General features: G+C 69.4%; 15 protein-coding genes. 7 read left to right on the top strand and 8 right to left on the bottom strand.

The genetic code is table 11. The features are described 5' to 3' along the window. The first annotated feature begins 470 nt into the window (after positions 1-470). Genes HMPREF0591_RS11535 through HMPREF0591_RS11525 form a run of 3 tightly spaced genes read left to right on the top strand, consistent with a single transcriptional unit; the run spans position 471 to position 3704 of the window. Positions 471-1706 carry an acetyl-CoA acetyltransferase gene (locus HMPREF0591_RS11535; RefSeq protein WP_007168720.1) on the top strand — a complete coding sequence of 412 codons (1236 nt, stop codon included), beginning with the start codon at positions 471-473 and terminating at the stop codon, positions 1704-1706. A gap of 1 nt (position 1707) precedes the next feature. Next, a complete protein-coding gene (locus tag HMPREF0591_RS11530; RefSeq protein ID WP_007168719.1) occupies positions 1708-3222 on the top strand; it encodes a carotenoid oxygenase family protein in 1515 nt (504 codons plus the stop codon). Further along, positions 3222-3704 (top strand): VOC family protein, encoded by a 483-nt coding sequence (locus HMPREF0591_RS11525; protein WP_007168718.1) that lies wholly within the window; start codon positions 3222-3224, stop codon positions 3702-3704. Before HMPREF0591_RS11530 ends, HMPREF0591_RS11525 begins: the two co-directional genes overlap by 1 nt. A gap of 4 nt (positions 3705-3708) precedes the next feature. Here HMPREF0591_RS11525 and HMPREF0591_RS11520 read toward each other — a convergent pair whose 3' ends face one another. From HMPREF0591_RS11520 to HMPREF0591_RS11490, 7 genes are all read right to left on the bottom strand, one after another. Then, positions 3709-4143 (bottom strand): hypothetical protein, encoded by a 435-nt coding sequence (locus HMPREF0591_RS11520; RefSeq protein ID WP_007168717.1) that lies wholly within the window; start codon positions 4141-4143, stop codon positions 3709-3711. A 141-nt stretch (positions 4144-4284) separates the two neighbouring features. After that, positions 4285-4755 (bottom strand): type II toxin-antitoxin system Rv0910 family toxin, encoded by a 471-nt coding sequence (locus HMPREF0591_RS11515; protein WP_007168716.1) that lies wholly within the window; start codon positions 4753-4755, stop codon positions 4285-4287. A gap of 4 nt (positions 4756-4759) precedes the next feature. Next, positions 4760-4948, bottom strand: coding sequence for an antitoxin (locus HMPREF0591_RS11510; RefSeq protein WP_007168715.1), 189 nt, complete (start codon positions 4946-4948; stop codon positions 4760-4762). 59 nt (positions 4949-5007) lie between these two features. Further along, on the bottom strand, positions 5008-7377 hold the full coding sequence (locus HMPREF0591_RS11505) for a cation-translocating P-type ATPase (protein ID WP_007168714.1): 2370 nt from the start codon (positions 7375-7377) through the stop codon (positions 5008-5010). Further along, positions 7374-8951: a serine hydrolase gene (locus tag HMPREF0591_RS11500; RefSeq protein ID WP_007168713.1), complete on the bottom strand. Its 1578-nt coding sequence runs from the start codon at positions 8949-8951 to the stop codon at positions 7374-7376. The genes HMPREF0591_RS11505 and HMPREF0591_RS11500 overlap by 4 nt, the downstream gene beginning before the upstream one ends. A 38-nt stretch (positions 8952-8989) precedes the next feature. Next, a complete protein-coding gene (locus HMPREF0591_RS11495; RefSeq protein WP_007168712.1) occupies positions 8990-10102 on the bottom strand; it encodes an MBL fold metallo-hydrolase in 1113 nt (370 codons plus the stop codon). Positions 10103-10107: 5 nt separating this feature from the next. Next, on the bottom strand, positions 10108-10839 hold the full coding sequence (locus tag HMPREF0591_RS11490) for an enoyl-CoA hydratase (protein WP_007168711.1): 732 nt from the start codon (positions 10837-10839) through the stop codon (positions 10108-10110). A gap of 27 nt (positions 10840-10866) precedes the next feature. On the opposite strand from HMPREF0591_RS11490, the gene HMPREF0591_RS11485 reads away from it, so the two are divergent. Continuing rightward, positions 10867-12324, top strand: a complete 1458-nt coding sequence (locus HMPREF0591_RS11485) for a carboxyl transferase domain-containing protein (RefSeq protein ID WP_040622356.1) — start codon at positions 10867-10869, stop codon at positions 12322-12324. Between the two features lie 97 nt (positions 12325-12421). Here the strand turns inward: HMPREF0591_RS11485 and HMPREF0591_RS11480 are convergent, their stop codons facing one another. Next, positions 12422-12973: a TetR/AcrR family transcriptional regulator gene (locus tag HMPREF0591_RS11480; protein WP_007168709.1), complete on the bottom strand. Its 552-nt coding sequence runs from the start codon at positions 12971-12973 to the stop codon at positions 12422-12424. Positions 12974-13076: 103 nt separating this feature from the next. On the opposite strand from HMPREF0591_RS11480, the gene HMPREF0591_RS11475 reads away from it, so the two are divergent. From HMPREF0591_RS11475 to HMPREF0591_RS11465, 3 genes are all read left to right on the top strand, one after another. After that, positions 13077-14216, top strand: a complete 1140-nt coding sequence (locus tag HMPREF0591_RS11475) for an FAD-dependent oxidoreductase (RefSeq protein WP_007168708.1) — start codon at positions 13077-13079, stop codon at positions 14214-14216. Positions 14217-14393: 177 nt separating this feature from the next. Further along, on the top strand, positions 14394-15104 hold the full coding sequence (gene prrA, locus HMPREF0591_RS11470) for a two-component system response regulator PrrA (protein WP_007168707.1): 711 nt from the start codon (positions 14394-14396) through the stop codon (positions 15102-15104). A gap of 16 nt (positions 15105-15120) precedes the next feature. After that, positions 15121-16461 carry a HAMP domain-containing sensor histidine kinase gene (locus tag HMPREF0591_RS11465; protein WP_007168706.1) on the top strand — a complete coding sequence of 447 codons (1341 nt, stop codon included), beginning with the start codon at positions 15121-15123 and terminating at the stop codon, positions 16459-16461. The last annotated feature ends 67 nt before the right edge of the window (positions 16462-16528 follow it).

Below are 16528 nucleotides of genomic sequence, written 5' to 3'. Positions count from 1 at the left end.
CCGCCACCCGGAGCGACGCCGGTCAATCCCCCCAGAACTGCCGCTCGGGGGCGGGCATCGCCGCGTGTGCCCGGCTCGCCGTGACGGTTGGGGCGCGTGGGTCTCGCGGCGGGGAGGAGCACGCCGCCACAGCGCGCGCCGGGATCCCCGGCCCGGTATGGCTTTTGGGCCGGCTAAGCGCGGTCGGACACGCTCGGCTGGGACATGTCGGCCACTGCGTCTTCGCCGAGCCCGTCGAGGACACCGCCTGGACGCGCCGCGGCGTCCGCGCGGAAGCCGTATGTTTGCCTGCCGCCGTACGGGGCAATGTTCCATGAGAGGCGAACGCGTCGGCCGGCCTTCGCGTCCGCCTAGGTCCCGTCGGTTCAGCCCGAGAGCCGACGGGGCCGCCTCATTTTGGGGTACCCGTGACCGCGACCGCTCGCGGATACGCCTCAACGACGAGGCCGCCCAGGAGTACCGTGCGGCGTATGGATGGCTCGGCGGGGATATGGATCCTGGGTGGTTGGCAAACCGATTTCGCCCGCAACCTGACCAAAGAGGGCCGGGACTTCGCCGCCCTAACCGGGGAGGTCGTCGACGGCACGCTGGCCTCGGCCAAGGTGAACGCCGCCGACATCGAGGTGGTCCACGTGGCTAACGCCTTCGGGGAAATGTTCGCCGGCCAGGGCCACCTCGGGGCGATGCCGGCCACGGTCTGCGCCGACCTCTGGGACACCCCGGCCTCCCGGCACGAAGCGGCGTGCGCGTCGGGCAGCATCGCGACGCTGTCGGCGATGGCCGATCTGCGCTCGGGTGCGTACGACATCGCGCTGGTGGTGGGGGTCGAGCTCGAGAAAACCGTTCCCGGCGACACCGCGGCCCAGCACCTGGGCGCGGCGGCGTGGACGGGTCACGAGGGCGCCGACGTGCGTTACCTGTGGCCGTCGATGTTCGCTCAGGTCGCCGACGAGTACGACCGCCGCTACGGCCTGGACGACGCGCACCTGCGGGCCATCGCGCAGCTCAACTTCGCCAACGCGCGGCGCAACCCCAACGCCCAGACGCGCGCGTGGACGGTCCCCGACCCCATCACCGACGACGATGCGACCAATCCCGTCACGGAGGGCCGGCTGCGACGCTTCGACTGCAGCCAAATGACCGATGGCGCGGCGGGATTGGTGCTGGTCGGCGACGCGTATCTGCGCGACCATCCCGACGCGCGCCCGATCGGCCGCATCGACGGCTGGGGGCACCGCACGGTGGGACTGGGCCTGCGGCAGAAGCTGGACCGCGCGGCGGACGATCCCCGGGAAAGTCACGTCCTTCCCCATGTGCGGTCCGCGGTGCACGACGCCTTGCGGCGCGCCCGCTTGACCCTCGACCACCTCGACGGCTACGAGGTACACGACTGCTTCACCCCCAGCGAGTACCTCGCCATCGACCACATCGGGTTGACCGGGCCCGGCGAGTCGTGGAAGGCGATCGAAAACGGCGAGATCGAAATCGGTGGCCGGCTGCCGATCAACCCCAGCGGCGGCCTGATCGGCGGCGGCCATCCGGTCGGCGCCTCCGGTGTGCGGATGCTGCTCGACGCGGCCAAGCAGGTCAGCGGCGGGGCCGGCAACTACCAGGTCGAGGGGGCCAAGGCGTTCGGCACCCTCAACTTCGGCGGCAGCACCGCCACCACCGTCAGCTTCGTCGTCAGCACAGCAGAAGGCACGTGACATGGATGTGGAGATCGTCGGCAAATTCCTGTCCACGCTGCCCGAAGACGACGACCACCCGTACCGGACCGGGCCCTGGCGCCCGCAGACCACCGAGTGGGACGCCGACGACCTGATCGCCGTGGAAGGGGAAATCCCGCACGATCTGGACGGCATCTACCTGCGCAACACCGAGAACCCGCTGCACCCGGCGCTGAAGACCTATCATCCGTTCGACGGCGACGGCATGCTGCACGTGGTGGGTTTCCGCGATGGAAAAGCCTTCTACCGCAATCGCTTTGTCCGTACCGACGGCTTTTTGGCGGAGAACGAAGCGGGGGGGCCGCTGTGGCCGGGCCTGGCCGAACCGGTGCAATTGGCCAAGCGGGAGGATGGCTGGGGCGCCCGCACCAGGATGAAGGACGCGTCGAGCACCGACGTCGTCGTGCACCGGGGCGTGGCACTTACCAGCTTCTATCAGTGCGGCGACCTGTACCGGGTCAACCCGTACTCGGGTGAAACCCTGGGCAAGGAAAGCTGGAACGGGCGGTTCCCTTCGGATTGGGGCGTGTCCGCGCACCCGAAGGTCGACAACAAAACCGGTGAGCTGCTGTTCTTCAACTACAGCAAGCGAGAGCCGTACATGCGATACGGCGTGGTCGACGGAAACGACGAACTGGTCCACTACGTCGACATCCCACTGCCCGGGCCGCGACTGCCCCACGACATGGCATTCACCGAAAACTACGTGATTCTCAACGACTTTCCGTTGTTCTGGGACCCCACCCTGCTCGAGCACGACGTGCACCTGCCCCGCTTCTACCCGGACATGCCGTCTCGCTTCGCGATCCTCCCCCGCCGCGGCGGCACCCACGACATTCGTTGGTTCGAGGCGGAACCGACGTTCGTGCTGCACTTCGTCAACGCTTACGAGGACGGTGACGAGATCGTGCTCGACGGCTTCTTCGAGGGCGACCCTTCCCCGATTGACAACGGTGGATCGAAGTGGGACAAGCTGTTTCGCTTCCTGGCGTTGGACCGTCTGCAGTCGCGGTTGCACCGATGGCGGTTCAACCTGACCACCGGTGCCGTGCACGAGGAGCGGCTGTCGGAATCCATCACCGAGTTCGGCACCATCAACCCGGACTACGCCGCGGGCAACTACCGTTACGCGTACGCGGCCACCGGCAAGCCGGGCTGGTTCCTGTTCGACGGGCTGGTCAAACACGATCTGCGCACCGGAAGCCAACAGGAGTTCTCCTTCGGCGACGGCGTCTACGGGAGCGAGACGGCGATGGCGCCCCGGGTCGGGGCCTCCGGCGAGGACGACGGCTACCTCGTCACACTCACCACCGACATGAACACCGACGCCTCGTATTGCGTGGTCTTCGACGCCGCCCGGCTCGGCGACGGACCGGTCTGCAAACTACGACTGCCGGAACGTATCTCCAGCGGCACCCATTCGACGTGGGCGCCCGGGGAACAGCTACGGCGCTGGGATACCGCGGAGTCGGCCGCCATGGCCGTCGGGCTGTGATGGCCGCCGACAAGCCGCGCCGTACCACGCACTGGCCCCCGCAATTGGCGACGATCGGTGGTCTGCGCTTCGCGCGCCGGTCGTCGAATTTCCAAGACACGGTGCGGTTTTACCGCGAACTGGTGGGCTTGCCCCTGTTCGAGACGTTCGGCGAAAGCTACGGCAGCAACGGCGCGATCTTCGGCCTGCCCAGCTGGAACCTGACCCTGGAGATCGTGGAGTCCGTCGAGCCCGTCGCGGTGGACCACCACGAGCAGCTGTGCCTGTACTTCCCCGACCGACAGGCCCAGCAGGCGGCGATCGCCCGCCTGCGGGGGGCGGGCGCCCAACCCGTCGAACAGCACCCGTACTGGGAGGCGACCGGCGCGGTCACTTACCGCGATCCGGATGGTCGCGAAATCGTCTTTGCGCCTTTCGTATTCGGCGTCAACGAGCCGAGCGACAGCTCCGCCTCGGGAACGCACGAGTTCCCGTCGGCCTGAGACCTCAGCGGGGCGACCGAGCGGAGGCCAACGCCGCGACGACCGCGGCGATCGAGCACACCACCGCGCACACCGCCGCGCCCGCACCGACGTACAGGCCGTACTGGGCCGATACCGGCGGGTTGACGTTGAGCTTGTAATACCACGCCACCAGCGCGACGATCAGCAGCGAAATCACCAGCGCGGCAACCGAAGCAAGCCTGACCGAGAGGCCGCGGCCGACCATCGCCCCGGTCACCAGCAGCGCCGAGGACAGCAACACGATGAGCTGGCCCGCGCCAAATCCCGGCGGGAGTTCCAAGTTCCCGTGCGCGCCTCCGATGGCGTTGGCCCAGCCGCCGCCGTTGACCGCCGTCGTCAGCCACGGCAGCCACGCGCTGGCCGAGATCACCAACGCGAAAAACGCCACCAGCCAACCAGGGCGCAGCCGGCTAGTCATGTCAGCGAGATTAGCCGACTCAGCACCGGCCCCGGCGAACGTCACGCCAGCGTGGCGCCCGGGGGCAACCGCCACGCTGGCGTGACGCTCGGGGAGTGTGGCGCTCGGGGGCGTGGCGCTCGGGGGCGTGGCGCCCGAGCGTCAGCGACGACCGCCGGAGCCGTTCATGCCGGGATCGGGCCGGGTGAACACCGTGACGAAGTTCTCCAGCGACGTGTCGATGTCGCCACGAAGCGCGGCGGCGACGATCATCCCGATCGGCCCGAACAGCGCCGGGCCGCCGAGGTGGACGTCGAAGCTGACGGTGGAGCCCTCGTCGGCGGGTTGAACCTTGGCCATCAGCTTGACCTTGACGCCCCCGACGCCGTCGCCGTTGAGCGTCATGCCCTCCGGCGGCTTGTACCGCACCACCGTCCACTTGATCCGGTTGTACATGCCCTTGACCTCGACGATCGACTCCACGACCGTCCCTTTGTCGATGTCTTCGGGCAGTTTGCTCCGCCACACCCGGTGAATGGTCAGCCAATCCTTGAACCGGGACAGGTCGGAGGCGTGCTTCCAGGCCACCTCGGGTGGCAGCGGGACGTCGATGGATCCGGAGAGTTTCGCCATGAGCTCAGTTCTGGTCGTCGCCTTTTGCCGCGGATTCGGCCGCCTTCTTGGCCTCTTCTTGCACTTTGTGGATGGTGTCGGAGTACTTGCCCTGCGTCTTGCCGTCGACGAATTCGCCGGCCTTGTCGATCGCGGTCTCGACCTTGTCGGCGTTCTGCGACAGCAGGTCTTTGGCCTTGTCCAGGAATCCCATCTCCCCGTCCTTTCCCCGCCGAAAATCCTACTAACCCTTCCGGCCCGCGCTTCGGGTGGTCAACGCCACAGCCGCGGCTGCACACCGAGCATCCGCGCCCGGATCCACCACAGGGCCTCGACGGCGCCGGCGCCCAGCGCGCCGATCCCCACGGCGGTCGCCGTCACCGCGACATCGGAGGGATCGAGCAGGAACGCCTTGCGGGCCAGCGGGATGCTGAAGATCACGACGTAGGCCAGCCCGGAACCGACGACCAGCGCCACCCGCCACCACTGATAGGGCCGCGCCACGATCGCCAGCACCCACAGCGCCGTCATCAGCAGCGTGATCAGCGCCGCGGTCGACGCCTGTTCTTGTTGCTGGAACGTCGCGTGCCGGCCGTGGTAGGCCACCAGGTACGACGCGAACGTCGCGATGCCGACGATCAGCCCGGACGGCAGCGCCGAACTCAGCACCCGCCGCACGAACCCGGGGTAGGCGCGTTCGTTGTTGGGCGCGAGCGACAGGATGAACGACGGGATTCCGATGGTGAACCACGCCGCGATGGTGACGTGGATGGGCTGAAACGGGTATAGCAGGGGATCGGCTTTGAGCGGCCTGGCGAACAGGCATTCGACGCCGACCAGCAGGGCCAGCAGCACCGAGTAGACGGTCTTGGTCAAGAACAGATTGGCCACCCGCTCGATGTTTCCGATCACCCGCCGGCCCTCGCCCACCACATACGGCAGGGTGGCAAACCGGTTGTCCAGCAACACGATCTGCGCCACCGCGCGCGACGCCGGGCTGCCGGCCCCCATCGCGACGCCGATGTCGGCATCCTTGAGGGCCAGCACGTCGTTGACGCCGTCGCCGGTCATCGCGACGGTGTGTCCGTGCGATTGCAGGGCGTGCACGATCGCCCGCTTCTGGTCGGGCCGCACCCGGCCGAAGGTGGTGTAGGCGTCCAGCGCGTCGGCCAATTCGGCGGGGTCCGACGGGAGCCGGCGCGCGTCCATCGTCTCGCCGCGCAGCCCGAGCTTGTCGGCGACGGCGCCGACCGATACCGCGTTGTCGCCGGAGATCACCTTGACCGAAACACCCTGCTCGGCAAAGTAATCCAGTGTCTCGGCGGCGTCCGGACGCACCCTCTGTTCGAGGATCACCAGTGCCACGGGGGTGACGCGGCCCGGCGCGTCGGGATGGTCGACGGCCACGTCGCCGGTGCCGACGAGCAGCACCCGCAACCCCTGCGCGCCGATACGCTCGGCGTCTTCGGCCGCCGCCGAGGCCGGATCGAGCAGCACATCCGGCGCACCGATCACCCAGTTGCCGTGGTCGCCGAAGGACACCCCGCTCCACTTGGTGGCCGACTTGAACGGCGCGGTCGCCGTGGCGACCCAGCCCGGGGGGCGTTGATAGCTCTCGGCGATCGCCTGCATGCTGGCGTTCGGGCGCGGGTCGGCGGCCGCCAGCGCCGCCAGCGCGTCGTCGACGCGGTCCACAGGCGCGCCCAACCCCTCGACCCCCGCGACGCGCATGCCGTTCTCGGTCAGGGTGCCCGTCTTGTCCGCGCACACCACGTCGACCCGGGCCAGCCCCTCGATGGCGGGCAACTCCTGCACCAGGCAGCGGCGCTGGCCCAGCCTGACCACCCCGACGGCGAACGCGACCGACGTCAGCAGCACCAGGCCTTCGGGCACCATCGGCACCAGCGCGCCGACCGCCCGCAGCACGGACTGCCGCCAGCCCGCATGCGTGGTGAACAACTGCGTGTAGATCGTCAGCAGACCGGCCGGCACCAACAGATAGGTGATGAACTGCAGGATACGGTTAATCCCGTTGCGCAGTTCGGATTTCACCAGAGTGAACTTGCTGGCCTCCTCGGCCAGCTTGGCGGCATAGGCCTCCGGGCCGACCCGCGTGGCGCGGTAGGCGCCCGTTCCGGCGACGACGAAGCTGCCCGACATCACCCCGTCTCCGGCGGCCTTGGTGATCGGGTCGGCCTCCCCGGTGAGCAGCGACTCGTCGATCTCCAGGTTCGCCTCCTCGACGATCCGGCCGTCGACGACGACCTGGTCGCCGGGCCCGAGTTCGATGATGTCGTCGAGCACGACCTCGGCGGGCGACAGGGTCCGGGTGCCGGATTGCCTGCGCACCAACGGTTTCGCCTGGCCCACGATGGCCAGCGCGTCCAGCGTTCGCTTGGCGCGGATCTCCTGGACCATGCCGACGACGCTGTTGGCGACGATGAGCAGGCCGAACATCCCGTTGATCAGCGAGCCCGTCGCCAACACGATCAGCAGCAACACGCCCAGGATCGCGTTGATCCTGGTGAAGACGTTGGCCCGCACGATGTCCGGGACGCTGCGGGTGGCGCGTTCGGAGATCGCATTGCTCTTGCCGTCGGCGACGCGCTGCGCCACCTCCGCGTCGCTCAGGCCCGCGATCATCGGGTGAACGTTCCCAGCTTGTCCGAGTCGTAGTACTCCAGGTTCAGCGTCGCGCCGAAAAATACCGCTTTGGAAACCGTTCCGGGCGGCGCGTTTTCGTCGGTCAATCCGAAGGTGAAGGTGTCGCCGTCCCAGTGCGTCAGGGTGACCGTCCGGTTCTTCGGACCCATCGCCAATTGCAGGGTGCCATCGTGTTCGGTGACGACGGCCGGGCCCCAGTAGTCGCTGGCGTAGACGCCGGCGTAGTCGCGCAGCGGCCGGGCCGGGGCGGGGTTGGCCGGTGGCTGCTTGCCGACCAGCGAGCCCTCCGGGTTGTTCAGCCAGCCGATCGCCTTCTGGTACAGGGCGCCCCAATCCTCGCGGATCTGGCCGTACTGAACGAGATCCATGAATTGGGCGGTCAGCGTTTCGGGGATGCCGTAGGGGGCACCGTTGGTCAGCGCGATGATGCCCAGGTCCTCCGCGGGCATCACGACGAAGTTGGTCGCGGCCCCCAGAGCGAAGGCGCCGGAATGACTGTATTCGGTGCGTCCCGAGGAGTCGACCGACGCGTTGAAGCCGTATCCGTAGAACCCGGTGCGCGCCTTGGGTGTCTTCGCCGGCGACGAGACCATCTGCGGGCTGGTGGCGGGCAGCAAGGCTTCCGGGGCGACGATCCGCCGGCCGTTGTAAGTTCCGTTGCCCAGCAACATCATCAGCCAGCGGGCCATGTCATCGACCGACGAGCTCACGCCGCCGGCGGGGGATTGGGGATCGGGGTCGCGCTGAAGCCGGGCCTCCCACTTGTCGCCGACCTTGACGTGGTTGACCGCGTGGTTGGGTCTTGCGACGAAGTCCGCGAAGCGCGAACTGGTCGACGTCATCCCCAGGGGGCGGTAGAGCGCCTCGTCGGAAAGGTCTTCCCATGGCTTGCCCGCCGCGGCGGCCACCGCTTCGGCGGCGGCGGTCACGCCGTAGTTGGTGTAGGCGTAGCTGACTCGAAACGGCGCCAGCGGCAGGTACTTCAGGCGTTCGAGGGTCTGCCGACGGCCGTAGCCCAGATCCTCGAGTTTGTCGCCGGCGTGGTCGGGCAGCCCCGACCGGTGCGAATACAGGTCGGCGATGGTCACATGGCCGCTGACGTAGGGATCGCCCAGGGTGAACCAGGGCAGCTTGGCCGCGACCGGCGTGTCCCAGGCGACGACGTTGTCGGTGACTTCGTGCGCGACCACCGTGGCTCCGACCGATTTGGACACCGACGCCAACTGGAAGACGGTGTCGGCGTCCACCTTGTTGTCCTGCCCGCGTCCCCTGCTTACGTCCTTGACGCCGAAGCCCTTGGCGTACAGCACCTTTCCGCCGTGGACGATGGCCACGGCCATCCCCGGGACGCCCGTGCTCTTCATCAGGTCGTCGACCAGGCCGTCGACCTTCGCGACGGCGTCGTCGATGCGGCCGGCGGGGATGGCGAGACCGGACACCTCGTTGGGCGGTGCGTCAGAGAGTGCGGGCGGCCTGGACACCGGTTGCGCGGGCCCACACCCTGTGATGCCGAGCAGCACGGTGACAGCGGCCGCGGCCGCGCGTTTCGTCATGGCCGAACTCTAACGTGGGCGCGTTGCCGAACCCCGGATCAGAACCGCCACCAGGGGTTGGCCTTCACGGGCGCCGCGGGATCGACGCGTTGACCCGGGGTGGGCACCGCGACTTTGACCTGTTCGGGTTCCGCGGCGGCGAGCAGGCGCTCAACCGGCTCGGCCCACGGGTGGGGGGCCAGCCGGAACGTTCCCCAGTGGATCGGAACGAGCAGTCCGTCGTCGGTGAGGTCGAGGTGGGCCCGGACGGCCTCCTCGGGGTTCATGTGGACGTCGGGCCACGCGGTGTTGTAGGCGCCGATCGGCAACAAGGTGAGGTCGAACGGCCCGTGGTCGGCGCCGATCCGCGCGAAGCTCTTGGTATAGCCGGTGTCTCCACCGAAATACGCGCGGCGGTTCGGGCCGGTGAACGCCCATGACGCCCACAGGGTGGTGTTGCGGTCGAGGAAGCGGCCCGAAAAGTGGCGCGCCGGCATGCAAGTCACGGTGAGCTCGTCCACCTGGGCGCTCTGCTCCCAGTCCAGTTCGACGATGCGGTGCTCGGGTATCCCCCATGCGCGCAGGTGGGCGCCGACACCGAGCGGCACGAAGAACGGGGCTCGCTGCGTGCGGGCCAGCGCCATCACCGTGTCGATGTCGAGGTGGTCGTAGTGGTCGTGGCTGATCACCACGGCGTCGACGGCGGGCAGCCCCTCCAATTGCACCGGCGGCGGGTGCAGTCGCTGCGGCCCGACGATGTCCGACGGTGAGCATCGATCGCTCCACACCGGGTCGGTCAGCACCCGGTAGCCGTCGATCTCCAGCAGCGCCGTGGAGTGCCCGAACCAGCTGACGGCGAGCCGGGCGGGGTCGCCGTCGAAGATCGCCGGTGCGGCCAACGGGATCGGCGCCGGCGGCCGGCTCACGCCCCGGTTGCCGATCAACTCCCAGGCGACCAGCCGCATCTCCTCGCGATCCATCGTGAAAGCGGAAGCGGGGTCGAGGTTGACGAACACGCCGTCGCGGTAGTTCGGTGATCCCTGCGCCGCCGCCCTGATCGCCGAGGGGTGGGCGCCGAGGGCCGCCGGCGCGCCGTGCAGGGCCCGCACCAACCAACTGCCGGCCGCCAGCGATGCCGTACCGGCGGCCAGTCGCAAGGCCCCCCGCAACATGACGCTCAGGCCCCCTGGAACTTCGGCGGTCGCTTCTCGATGCGGGCGACCTGCGCCTCGATGACGTCCTGGCTCTTCCAGGCCTTGTCGAAGAGCTCCTTGTGTTCCGGCAACGAGTCGTCCATGGCGCCGTCATCGTTGAGCACCCGTTTGGCGTGCTGGATGGCCAGCGGCGCCAGGTCGGCGATCTCGGCGGCCCAGGACTGCGCGTCGGCCAGCGTCCCGATGCGGTTGGCCATTCCGGTTTGCAGCGCCACCTCGGGCGTCAGCTTCTCCGCGGTCAGCAACATCGCGCTGGCCCGGCCGTGACCCACCAGCGAGGACAGCCGGCGGATGCTCCAGTTATCCAGCGCCAGCCCGTATTTGGAGGTGGGGAATTGAAAGAACGCCTCGGGCGCGACGACCCTCAGGTCGCATCGCATCGCCAGCTGCAGGCCCGCGCCGATCGCGGGACCGTTGATGGCGCCGATCACCGGGATCAGCGTGGCATCCATCAGCTTGTGCAGCTCGATGAGCCGGTCGGGGTAGTCGGCGGCGAACGCGTCGCCGCTCAGGTCCGCGCCGGCGCAGAAGGCCGTGCCCTGGCCGGTCAGCACGATGGCCCGGACGGTGCCGTCGCTCGCCTTCTGGAAGGCCTCCCGCAGCTCCTCGACGAGCTCGGAATTCAGCGCGTTGCGGCGCTCGGGGCGCTGCAGCTCGAGGGTCAGCACGGCTTCGGCCCGGGTAACACCGATCATGGCAGCCACCCTATATAGCCTCGTGTCGTGAGTCGTATCACGGCTGCTCAGTTGCGGGACGCGGTGCTGGACGAGGGCTCCTTCGCCCGCTGGGACAGCGAGCCGCTCGCCGTGCCGGTCAGCGAGGCGTATGCACGCGAGCTGGCCGACGCGCGGGCGGCCACCGGCCTGGACGAATCGGTGCTGACCGGCGAGGGCCGCATCTTCGGGCGCCGAGTGGCGGTCGTGGTGTGCGAGTTCGGCTTTCTCGGCGGTTCGATCGGCGTGGCGGCGGCCGAACGGATCACCGCCGCGGTGCAGCGAGCGACCGACGAGGGGCTGCCGTTGCTGGCGTCGCCGAGTTCCGGCGGCACCCGCATGCAGGAGGGCACGGTCGCCTTCCTGCAGATGGTGAAGATCGCCGCGGCCGTCCGCCTGCACAAGCAGGCCCACCTGCCCTACCTGGTCTACCTGCGAAATCCGACCACCGGTGGGGTGTTCGCGTCGTGGGGATCGCTGGGTCATGTCACGCTCGCCGAGCCCGGCGCGCTGATCGGCTTCCTCGGGCCGCGGGTGTACCAGCTGCTCTACGGCGAGCCGTTCCCCGAAGGCGTCCAGACGGCGGAGAACCTGCAGCGGCATGGCGTGATCGACGGCGTCGTCCCGGTCGGCGAGCTGCGCGGGATGCTCGATCGTGCGCTGACCGTCATCGCCGACCCGCCAGCGGCTTTGCCGCCCGCGCCGCCGCCCGAACCGATACCCGACGTGCCGGCATGGGACTCGGTGGTCGCCTCGCGCCGCCCGGACCGGCCGGGCGTCGGGCTGCTGCTGCGCCACGGCGCCACCGATCAGGTGCTGCTGGCGGGGAGAGCGACGACGCTGTTGGCCCTGGCGCGTCTCGCGGGTCAGCCGGCGGTGGTGCTCGGGCAACAGCGGCTGACGGGCGGGGTGATGGGGCCGGCGTCGCTGCGCGAGGCCCGCCGCGGCATGGCGCTGGCCGCCGAGCTGTGCCTGCCGCTGGTGCTGGTGATCGACACCGCCGGCCCCGCGCTGTCCGCCGAGGCCGAAGAGGGCGGGCTGGCCGGTCAGATCGCCCAGTGCCTGGCCGAGCTGGTCACCCTGGACACCCCGACGGTGTCGGTGCTGCTCGGCCAGGGCAGCGGCGGGCCGGCGCTGGCGATGGTGCCCGCCGACCGGGTGCTGTGCGCCCTGCACGGCTGGCTGGCGCCGCTTCCGCCGGAAGGCGCCAGCGCGATCGTCTTCCGCGACACCGCGCACGCCGCTGAACTTGCTGCGGCGCAAGGCATTCGGTCGCTCGACCTGCTGAGGTCGGGCATCGTCGACGCCATCGTGTCGGAGCGTCCCGACGCCGCCGACGAGCCGATGGAGTTCTGCCAGCGGGTCTCGCGCGCCATCGCCGCCGAGGTGCACGCGCTGCGCGCATTACCCGCCGGCGAGCGGCTGACCACCCGGCTGCGCCGCTACCGGCGCATCGGATTGCCCTGAGCGCCGGCCGCTCTCGTCCACCCCCGTCCGCTTCCGCGACACATAATCGGCTGCGACGACGCGCCGCAGAACGCCACCGTGGTTTATCTCTGGTGAGTCAGCCTTCCGGCAGCCCCAGGTAGCGCTGAATGGTCGGGCCCAGCCAGTCGACGATCTCGTCCCGCGTCATCTCGACGACCGGGGGCAGGCGTAACACGAAGCGGCACAAGGCCATTCCCAGGATCTGAGTCGCGATCAGCCCGGCCCGCACACCGGAGTCCTGCGGCGCGACGAAGGCGGCCACCAACGGCTGGATCTGGCTGCCGAAGATCTCTTGCATCCGCTGCGCCGCTTCCCCGTTGGTGGCGCTGGACCGCAGCAGGATCACCAGCGCCTCGTCACCCTCCCAGCGTTCGAGAAAGTGCCGGACCATCGACGGCCCTACCTGCGCGGGGTCGATCGCGGCCAGGTCGGGAAACCGCAGGTCGAACTCGGCCGCCGCCGCGAACAGCCTGTCCTTGCTGCCGTAGTACCGCATGACCATCGCGGGATCGATCCCCGCGTCGGCGGCGATCGCCCGGATCGTCGCGCCCTGAAAGCCCACCGCGCCGAACCGCTCGCGGGCCGCCGCCAGGATCGCCGCCTTGGTGTCGTCAGACGACCGTCTCATGCCAACAATTGTAGGCCAACAAGTGTTGACATAGCTCGGTCGGCGCGCGAGCATGGGTTATGCCAACAAGCGTTGACTAAGGCGTCAGAGAGGGGAGCGGGCCATGAAAGACACCGATGTCCTGGTGGTAGGCGCGGGGCCCACCGGCCTCACGCTGGCCGCCGCGTTGCTCGACCGCGGGATTCGGGCGGTGCTGGTCGACAAGATGGCGGCGGGCGCAAACACGTCCCGCGCCGCCGCCGTCAACGCCCGCACCCTCGAGGTGCTCGAAGAGCTGGACGTGTCCCGGCGGATGATCAAGGCGGGGCTGATCGCGCCGCGGTTCACCATGCGGCAGGGCCGGCGCATCTTGATCCCCGTCGACTTCAGCGAGCTGCCGACCGACCATCCCTACACGCTGATGCTGTCCCAGGCCGACACCGAGCGGCTGCTGCTGGAGCGGCTCGGTGAACTGGGCGGCGACGTCGTGCGCCCCAAGGTGCTGAGCCGAGTCACCCAGGACGCGAGCGGCGTCACGGCGACGTTCGACGACGGCGACACCATCCGGGCCGGTTATGTCGTCGGGGCGGACGGCATGCACAGCACGGTTCGCGCGCAAGCCGGGATCGGTTTCGCCGGCGGGGAATTCGCCGAGTCCTTCACGCTCGCCGACGTGCGAGTGACCGGGGAGGTGCCCCGCCACGAAGTGATCCTGTTCTACGCCAAGGACGGCCTGGCGGTGCTGGCGCCGCTGCCCGGGGACATCTTCCGCGTCGTCGCGCCGACCGCCGACGCGCCACCGCAGCCGTCCGCGGAGTTCGTGCAGGCGCTACTGGATGCCCGGGGGTTCGGGCCGGGGCAAACCACCGTCACCGAGCTGGTGTGGGGATCCCGGTTCCAGATCCATCACCGCGTGGCCGACACCTACCGGGCCGGCCGGTTGCTGCTCGCCGGCGACGCGGCCCACGTGCACAGCCCGGCCGGCGGGCAGGGCATGAACCTCGGGATCACCGACGCCGCGGCGCTGGCCGGGGCGCTCGCCGAGGTCCTGGCGGGCGGGCCGGACGCCGCGCTGGACGCCTACAGCGCCGCGCAGCGCCGGCGTGCCGAGCGGGTGCTGAAACTCACTGGACGCCTGACCCGGGTCTCGACCCTGCCCCGCCCGCTGCGGCCCCTCCGCAACGCCGGAATACGCCTGGCCGCGGGGGTCCCGGCGGTGCGGCGTCAGCTCGCGCTGCGACTGAGCGGGCTCGGCACCGAATGACCCGAAGACGCACGGGCCCAACATGACTCGTCCGGACCGGCGAATCCCGCTGCACGCCAGCCGTTTCGGCGCCGGCGGGGCCCTAACACCGCGCAGTCGCGGCCCAGCGTCGAAAACGTAACCTTTTAGGTGTCGCCGACCCCTCCAGGGCACCACCGCGATCGACAATCAGGCAAAATGGGCGGCATGGACACTGGCGGGACCTCACCTCGCGTCTTGGTCGTCGACGACGACTCCGATGTGCTCGCGTCGTTGGAACGCGGCCTGCGGCTGTCCGGATTCGAGGTGTCGACCGCGGTCGACGGCGCCGAGGCCTTGCGCAGCGCCACCGAGACCCGGCCGGACGCGATCGTGCTCGACATCAACATGCCGGTGCTGGACGGCGTCAGCGTGGTCACGGCGCTGCGGGCGATGGACAACGACGTGCCGGTCTGCGTGCTGTCCGCCCGCAGTTCGGTCGACGACCGGGTGGCCGGGCTCGAGGCCGGTGCCGACGATTACCTGGTCAAACCGTTCGTACTCGCGGAGCTTGTCGCGCGCGTGAAGGCGCTGCTGCGCCGCCGCGGCGCGACCGCGACCTCTTCGTCGGAAACCATCACGGTGGGTCCGCTGGAGGTGGACATCCCCGGCCGGCGCGCGAGGGTCAACGGTGTCGACGTCGACCTCACCAAGCGCGAATTCGACCTGCTGGCGGTGCTCGCCGAGCACAAGACCGCGGTGCTGTCCCGCGCGCAGCTGCTGGAATTGGTGTGGGGTTACGACTTCGCCGCGGACACCAACGTCGTCGACGTGTTCATCGGATACCTGCGCCGCAAGCTGGAGGCCAATGGCGGTCCCCGGCTGCTGCACACCGTCCGCGGAGTAGGGTTCGTCCTCCGTATGCAGTAACCAGGTCGAGCGGTCGATGAATTTTCTCTCCCGGATTTTGACCCGTACGCCATCGCTGCGGGCCCGGGTCGTGGTCGCGACGGTCATCGGCGCGGCGATTCCCGTGCTGATCGTCGGCGTCGTCGTTTGGGTGGGCATCACCAACGACCGCAAGGAGCGGCTGGATCGGCGCCTCGACGAGGCCGCGGGCTTCGCGATCCCGTTCCTGCCGCGCGGGCTGGACGAAATCCCCCGCTCCCCCAACGACAACGACGCCATCATGACGGTCCGGCGCGGCGACCTCGTCAAGTCGAATTCCGACGTGACGCTGCCCAAGCTGGACGTCGACTACGCGGACGCCTACGTCAAAGGCGTGCGCTACCGGGTGCGGACGGTCGAGATTCCCACGCCGGAGCCCACGTCGCTGGCCGTGGGGGCGACGTATGACGCGACCCTCGCCGAAACCAACAATCTGCACCGGCGGGTGCTGCTGATCTGCGGCTTCGCCATTGGCGCGGCGGCCGTGTTCGCCTGGCTGCTGGCCGCGTTCGCGGTGCGCCCGTTCAAACAGCTGGCGCAGCAGACCCGGTCGATCGACGCCGGGGACGAGGCACCGCGCGTCGAGGTCCACGGTGCCACCGAGGCCGTCGAGATCGCCGAGGCCATGCGGGGCATGCTGCAGCGCATCTGGGACGAGCAGATCCGGACCAAGGAGGCGCTGGCGTCGGCCCGCGACTTCGCCGCCGTCTCGTCACACGAACTGCGCACCCCGCTCACCGCGATGCGCACCAACCTCGAGGTGCTGTCCACCCTGGACATGTCCGACGACCAACGCAAGGAGGTGCTGAGCGACGTCATCCGCACCCAGTCGCGGATCGAGGCCACCCTGAGCGCGCTCGAGCGGTTGGCCCAGGGCGAACTTTCGACGTCCGACGACCACGTGCCGGTCGACATCACCGAGCTGCTCGACCGCGCCGCCCACGACGCGATGCGCATCTACCCCGATCTCGACGTGTCACTGGCGCCGTCGCCTACGTGCATCATCGTCGGATTGCCGGCGGGATTGCGCCTGGCCGTGGACAACGCGATCGCGAATGCCGTCAAACACGGCGGCGCGACCCGGGTCCAGCTCTCGGCCGTCAGCTCCCGCGCCGGGGTGGAAATCGCCATCGACGACAACGGCAGCGGCGTGCCCGAAGACGAACGCGACGTGGTGTTCGAGCGGTTCTCCCGCGGGTCGACCGCCTCCCATTCCGGGTCGGGGCTGGGGCTGGCGTTGGTGGCCCAACAGGCCCACCTCCACCGCGGGACCGCCGCACTGGAAAGCAGCCCGCTGGGCGGCGCGCGGCTGGTGCTGCGCCTCCCGGGCCCGAGCTAGCGTCCCGCGTCGCGCGGCTGAGTGAGTCCGGAATACCGCCAAACGCTAGCGATTTCGGCACCGCAAT

Source organism: Mycobacterium parascrofulaceum ATCC BAA-614 (assembly GCF_000164135.1).
Lineage (GTDB): Bacteria > Actinomycetota > Actinomycetes > Mycobacteriales > Mycobacteriaceae > Mycobacterium > Mycobacterium parascrofulaceum.
Note: the sequence above shows the minus strand (reverse complement) of the source record. Positions and strands in the feature narration are given on the sequence as shown.

Bases quoted from the DNA above. Each gene is read 5' to 3' on its own strand.
- HMPREF0591_RS11535 (WP_007168720.1), top strand. From the start codon at position 471: ATGGATGGCTCGGCGGGGATATGGATCCTGGGTGGTTGGCAAACCGAT.
- HMPREF0591_RS11530 (WP_007168719.1), top strand. From the start codon at position 1,708: ATGGATGTGGAGATCGTCGGCAAATTCCTGTCCACGCTGCCCGAAGAC.
- HMPREF0591_RS11525 (WP_007168718.1), top strand. From the start codon at position 3,222: ATGGCCGCCGACAAGCCGCGCCGTACCACGCACTGGCCCCCGCAATTG.
- HMPREF0591_RS11520 (WP_007168717.1), bottom strand. From the start codon at position 4,143: ATGACTAGCCGGCTGCGCCCTGGTTGGCTGGTGGCGTTTTTCGCGTTG.
- HMPREF0591_RS11515 (WP_007168716.1), bottom strand. From the start codon at position 4,755: ATGGCGAAACTCTCCGGATCCATCGACGTCCCGCTGCCACCCGAGGTG.
- HMPREF0591_RS11510 (WP_007168715.1), bottom strand. From the start codon at position 4,948: ATGGGATTCCTGGACAAGGCCAAAGACCTGCTGTCGCAGAACGCCGAC.
- HMPREF0591_RS11505 (WP_007168714.1), bottom strand. From the start codon at position 7,377: ATGATCGCGGGCCTGAGCGACGCGGAGGTGGCGCAGCGCGTCGCCGAC.
- HMPREF0591_RS11500 (WP_007168713.1), bottom strand. From the start codon at position 8,951: ATGACGAAACGCGCGGCCGCGGCCGCTGTCACCGTGCTGCTCGGCATC.
- HMPREF0591_RS11495 (WP_007168712.1), bottom strand. From the start codon at position 10,102: ATGTTGCGGGGGGCCTTGCGACTGGCCGCCGGTACGGCATCGCTGGCG.
- HMPREF0591_RS11490 (WP_007168711.1), bottom strand. From the start codon at position 10,839: ATGATCGGTGTTACCCGGGCCGAAGCCGTGCTGACCCTCGAGCTGCAG.
- HMPREF0591_RS11480 (WP_007168709.1), bottom strand. From the start codon at position 12,973: ATGAGACGGTCGTCTGACGACACCAAGGCGGCGATCCTGGCGGCGGCC.
- HMPREF0591_RS11475 (WP_007168708.1), top strand. From the start codon at position 13,077: ATGAAAGACACCGATGTCCTGGTGGTAGGCGCGGGGCCCACCGGCCTC.
- prrA (WP_007168707.1), top strand. From the start codon at position 14,394: ATGGGCGGCATGGACACTGGCGGGACCTCACCTCGCGTCTTGGTCGTC.
- HMPREF0591_RS11465 (WP_007168706.1), top strand. From the start codon at position 15,121: ATGAATTTTCTCTCCCGGATTTTGACCCGTACGCCATCGCTGCGGGCC.